Origin of the sequence: Methanospirillum sp., assembly GCF_028679455.1 — an archaeon.
GTDB lineage: Archaea > Halobacteriota > Methanomicrobia > Methanomicrobiales > Methanospirillaceae > Methanospirillum.
The window spans coordinates 1-4,390 of sequence record NZ_JAJRBM010000079.1; the positions used below are offsets into that span (position 1 = coordinate 1).

A 4,390-nucleotide genomic window follows, 5' to 3' on the forward strand; every position below is an offset into this window, starting at 1 on the left:
ATTGCGTAGATACGGGTGAGACGGGGTTCAGTCTCCATGTCCATCAGTGTGGAAGGTATACAAAGATCAGGTATACGATAAAGCCGAGCATTCCAACAACCAGCACACCAGCAGCCGCAACCAGTGCGATCTTAGAGTATTCATCCCGTTTTGGGAAGCGTGCCAGTTTAAGAACCCGCCAGTATTTACGGAAGAGTTCTTCATTAAGGTTTAAATTGATCTTCGGGGTTTCCATAGGATATCACTTCAGAAAATCGATCTCAAAATGTCTCTGAAATTTCGGGTTACTTTTCTCATTTCTCCCATATATTTGTGGCGACCGTACACCAGTCAGAATCAGGAGTGTTCTGATCGTATTCTGCATGGTCTGATCGATCTGAGCTCCCCAGATAATCCGAGCATCCGGGTCTATCAGGTTGTATACCTCTTCCACAACCCCTTCTGCCTCGGCCATAGTCATATCCGGACCACCGGTTACATTAACAAGAGCTGAAGTCGCGCCAGAGATATCGATGTCCAGAAGGGGTGAACGGATAGCCTTGCGCACCGAATCTGCAGCCTTATCGGTTGCGTCACTCTCACCCATCCCGATCATGGCAACTCCACCTTTCTCCATAACCGCCCTGATATCTGCAAAATCGAGATTAACCAGCCCGGGGACCGTGATAAGTTCTGTAATTCCTTTCACGGCCCGCATCAGAACTTCATCAGCTACCTTGAACGCTGCTGATAACGGGAGTTTGGGGACTACCTCCATAAGACGGTCATTTGGCACCACTATCACCGTATCTGCCACCTCTCTGAGTCGCTCCAATCCTGTCTCTGCATTTTCGGATCTGATAGCTCCTTCCGCAGTAAACGGAAGCGTGACTACTGCAATAGTCAGAGCACCTTCTTCCCGTGACGCCTTTGCTACAACAGGAGCACAGCCGGTTCCGGTCCCCCCACCAAGGCCGGCTGTAATGAAAACCATGTCTGCGTCATCAACAGCACGATGAATTTCGTGTTCACTTTCGAGAGCTGCTTCTTCACCAACTTGAGGATACGATCCTGCACCAAGGCCACGGGTGCGCTGCCTTCCGATAAGAATACGATGATCCGCACGCACGGTGGCAAGATGCATGGCATCAGTGTTCACCGCGTACAAGGTTGTTCCAGCAATCCCCTCATCATGCATCCTGCTTATGGTATTGGATCCCCCACCACCACAACCGATGACCGCAATCTTGGTCATCATTGACTTGAGAACCGCATCCAAATCACTGTTGTTTTGTGGCGGTTCGCTCTCTGCTTTAGCCCTGCTTAATGCCTCTTCGACAATAGATCTCATCATGTGCCCCATCCCGGAATGCAGATCCTTTTTTCTGTCACCTTCATCACCATTGCCGGAGTGACCTTACGACCCTGAGAAACAATCACTTCACCTGCCATAAGTTTTCCAAACTCAGGGCCTGGAGCAATACCAAGACTGATTGCTATCTCCGGGTCAAACTTTTCCCTGGTGATTATCAGACAATCCCCATCAAATCTGCATGAACAGTTTCTATGTAAGATTGATACGCAGAAATGTATTAATTCATTTGTAATATACAGGGCATTTTCCTGATTAGTAATAAATGTGGGATAATAAGCAATGCCCTTTCCGGAGAGATGAACAACCGGAAGAGTTTCAAGGCCGGCAGATAACCCATCAGGATCTATTTTTGCTGCTTCAGCAATGAGATCTGAGGGAATTGTTACTGTTATCAAAGAGTTCGCGTTGCGAATGTCATGCACAGTCACCGAGAAACCAGGGAGTATCTCTTCCGCCATCCTCCTGATGCTGCAGTACTCAGGGAACGAGAGGTTCCTCATATTCTGCAGATCTGACTGCCCGACCACGATCAGATCCTGCTCTGTAGCATACTCTTCGATTCTCCGGATGTCATCACGGGATACGGATTTGCGATCGATGTAGACTGCATCTGCAGCGGTTTCAGTAATAATGGTGTTAAACATGGCCTGATCAAGATGAATAAGGTCACGGGTCGGTATGATATGACCAAATCCACCCCTCGTAGTGAGGGCAATCTCGGTCTGCCGCTGTGCATAATGGGTCCCACCAAATCCTGCGAGGCTGACAATCCTCCCGGGCTCTGCCCCTATGACAGCACGGGCTACCGCAGCAGCAGCATTGCGATCCTGCCACTCATACTCGGTACTCCCAACCTCGACAAAACAGGATGGTACCGGCAGATTTGTCGGCCCGTGGTGAGTCGCCTCATACGTTACTTCGTATCCTTCTGGAACTTCCTTTACAAGGCGGTTCATGATCGCATGCATCATAGCGGTTGCGGCAGGAGTGAGCGTACCCGGGCTGCCCCCGAATACCGCTTCACCATAGTTGCCGGTAACGTGGACCGTGAGCACTGATCTCGGTTCTTTGCTGGCATGCCGGGAGAGAAAAATAATAAGATCAACATCGGTGGAGAAACCCGAACCATCCAGATAGATCAGTCGCTCATTAACCTGCCTGTGTTGGTACCTTCCCTGATGCTGTGGATTCGCGGCAAGCAGACGCATGACCTCCTCGTGGATCAGGCACCCTGCCTGGTCAGCATGAGAACTTACCAGCAGGATCAGTCCTGTCTTTTTCCCGTCTTTCATCAGTGCATCAATCCCCGGGTGTAAGCGATCACAATTTTCTTGACCGTATATACGCAGTATATACACATGAACACTGAGGAGATCAGATCGATCCTTGAGAAAGAAGGCATTACCACAGAACTTCCCTGTGGCAGGGCATTTGAGATTTCAAAAAAGTATGGTATCTCAAAAGCAGATATCGCAAAAATCTGTAACGAACTGAACATAAAGATCCGCGCCTGCCAGCTCGGTTGTTTCTGATTGGAGAGTTTTATCAGAACAGGTGTTGCCTGCCCATATCTGCGACTGAAGGCAGACATGGAAAACCAACATCAGACGTACCCACCATATCACAGATGATGAGACGGTGGTAGGATGTTTACAAAATAACAGGGAGAGTTGGAGTCCGGGATTATCAGGTATATGACAATCGACCGGATGGTGTCACAGGATTATTTCCAGGTTATTTTCACAGCATTACGCTTTGGTGCTCTCCGGTACCTGTACTTCGGATATCCTACCATCATGGCATAATGCGGAACATGCCCATCCGGTATTCCGATACTCTTTCTGATCTCTGGGGATGATCTGAGAGCACCTTGAACAATCCCGGCCCAGCACGTGCCAAGCCCGAAGGTTGGTGCTATGAGATCAAGATGTGTCATTGCAATCATGGCATCAACAAATCCGATAGGATTTTCTGTCTGGCTGTGGGCGATAACCACATGGGGGGCACTGTGGCAGATCTTATCTAACCCATGTTCATATGCACTGACAAACAAGGGTAGGACCGGTGCAAGAACATCTTCAGGGTGTGAACTGATGATCTCGCGGGCCCACTCGATCACTTTTGCAACCAATGCTGCAACTTCATCAGGATCATAGATGACAAGCCATTCTACTGACTGGCCATTCATCCCGGTCGGAGCGTACCTGATGATATCAAAGATCTGCTCAAATGTCTTTTTTGGGACCAGATCCCTGCGGTAATCACGGATTGATCTACGAGTCGTGATGAGCCGGGCCATCTCTCCGGAAGTTGGGATCCGCTCACTTGAATGATCCGGAACCGGTCCTGCGTTCTCATATGTCACGGTGATAGCCCCTTCAGGACAGATCGCCTCACACTGACCGCACCTGCCACAGAAATCTTCAGTACCGGGTTTAACCTGGATCTTTCCGTCAGATCCGGTGTCGAGGATTCCGTAAGCACACACCCCGGAACAGATGGCACATCCGGAGCAAGATTCGGTATTAATTAGAATAGTTGTCATGTTTTTCTCTCAAAAATCTAACTGGTTAGGGCATAAGATCGGTACCCACCTGCCAGGCCTGTTTCATGAGTTCAGGATATTCGGTAGCCATCGGCTTATTGCCTGTGTCGAGATCAACTCCGATAACACGGTTTTTTATTGAGAAACCGATGAGACCGAGGGCAAACTCAAAGGTATTCATGGCACCAGTAAAATAGGAGGCGTCAGGCTGGTTCTGCGTATAGATGCAGGAGAGTGGGATCTTCCGTGGCAGATGGCTGCCAAGATCCATGGTTAGATAGGGGAAAAGCCGATCAAGCCAGAGTTTTGTTTGAGCAGTAACGCCACCAAAGTAGATCGGTGTCGCTACGATGACACCGTCAGCACCTTCGATGAGTTGATAGATCCGCTGCATATCATCCAGAATTGGACAGACAATGGTATCCTCCTGTTTACAGGCATAGCAGGCCTGACAACCGGTAATGGAGAGATCATTGAGCATGATTACCTCA

At 49.2% G+C, this 4,390-nt stretch carries 6 protein-coding genes; 1 reads left to right on the forward strand and 5 read right to left on the reverse strand.

The window, feature by feature from the left end; translation table 11 throughout:
• Positions 1 to 43: 43 nt before the first annotated feature.
• Genes LUQ50_RS02505 through LUQ50_RS02515 form a run of 3 tightly spaced genes read right to left on the reverse strand, consistent with a single transcriptional unit; the run spans position 44 to position 2,646 of the window.
• Positions 44 to 235, reverse strand: coding sequence for a protein translocase SEC61 complex subunit gamma (locus tag LUQ50_RS02505; protein ID WP_300035685.1), 192 nt, complete (start codon positions 233 to 235; stop codon positions 44 to 46).
• 6 nt (positions 236 to 241) lie between these two features.
• On the reverse strand, positions 242 to 1,330 hold the full coding sequence (ftsZ, locus tag LUQ50_RS02510) for a cell division protein FtsZ (protein WP_300035700.1): 1,089 nt from the start codon (positions 1,328 to 1,330) through the stop codon (positions 242 to 244).
• On the reverse strand, positions 1,330 to 2,646 hold the full coding sequence (locus LUQ50_RS02515) for a D-aminoacyl-tRNA deacylase (RefSeq protein ID WP_300035688.1): 1,317 nt from the start codon (positions 2,644 to 2,646) through the stop codon (positions 1,330 to 1,332). Before LUQ50_RS02515 ends, ftsZ begins: the two co-directional genes overlap by 1 nt.
• A 66-nt stretch (positions 2,647 to 2,712) precedes the next feature.
• Here LUQ50_RS02515 and LUQ50_RS02520 point away from each other — a divergent pair, with 66 nt between their 5' ends.
• Positions 2,713 to 2,886 (forward strand): hypothetical protein, encoded by a 174-nt coding sequence (locus LUQ50_RS02520; RefSeq protein ID WP_300035691.1) that lies wholly within the window; start codon positions 2,713 to 2,715, stop codon positions 2,884 to 2,886.
• Positions 2,887 to 3,077: 191 nt separating this feature from the next.
• Here LUQ50_RS02520 and LUQ50_RS02525 read toward each other — a convergent pair whose 3' ends face one another.
• Together LUQ50_RS02525 and LUQ50_RS02530 are read right to left on the reverse strand one after the other, a co-directional pair.
• Entirely contained in the window at positions 3,078 to 3,899 is an 822-nt protein-coding gene (locus tag LUQ50_RS02525) for a nitroreductase family protein (protein WP_300035694.1), read from the reverse strand.
• 25 nt (positions 3,900 to 3,924) lie between these two features.
• The coding region (locus LUQ50_RS02530) for a flavodoxin family protein (protein WP_300035697.1) at positions 3,925 to 4,390 on the reverse strand (466 nt) is incomplete at its 5' end.

Coding starts and splice junctions, on each gene's coding strand:
- LUQ50_RS02505 (WP_300035685.1), bottom strand. CDS start 235: ATGGAAACCCCGAAGATCAATTTAAACCTTAATGAAGAACTCTTCCGT.
- ftsZ (WP_300035700.1), bottom strand. CDS start 1,330: ATGAGATCTATTGTCGAAGAGGCATTAAGCAGGGCTAAAGCAGAGAGC.
- LUQ50_RS02515 (WP_300035688.1), bottom strand. CDS start 2,646: ATGAAAGACGGGAAAAAGACAGGACTGATCCTGCTGGTAAGTTCTCAT.
- LUQ50_RS02520 (WP_300035691.1), top strand. CDS start 2,713: ATGAACACTGAGGAGATCAGATCGATCCTTGAGAAAGAAGGCATTACC.
- LUQ50_RS02525 (WP_300035694.1), bottom strand. CDS start 3,899: ATGACAACTATTCTAATTAATACCGAATCTTGCTCCGGATGTGCCATC.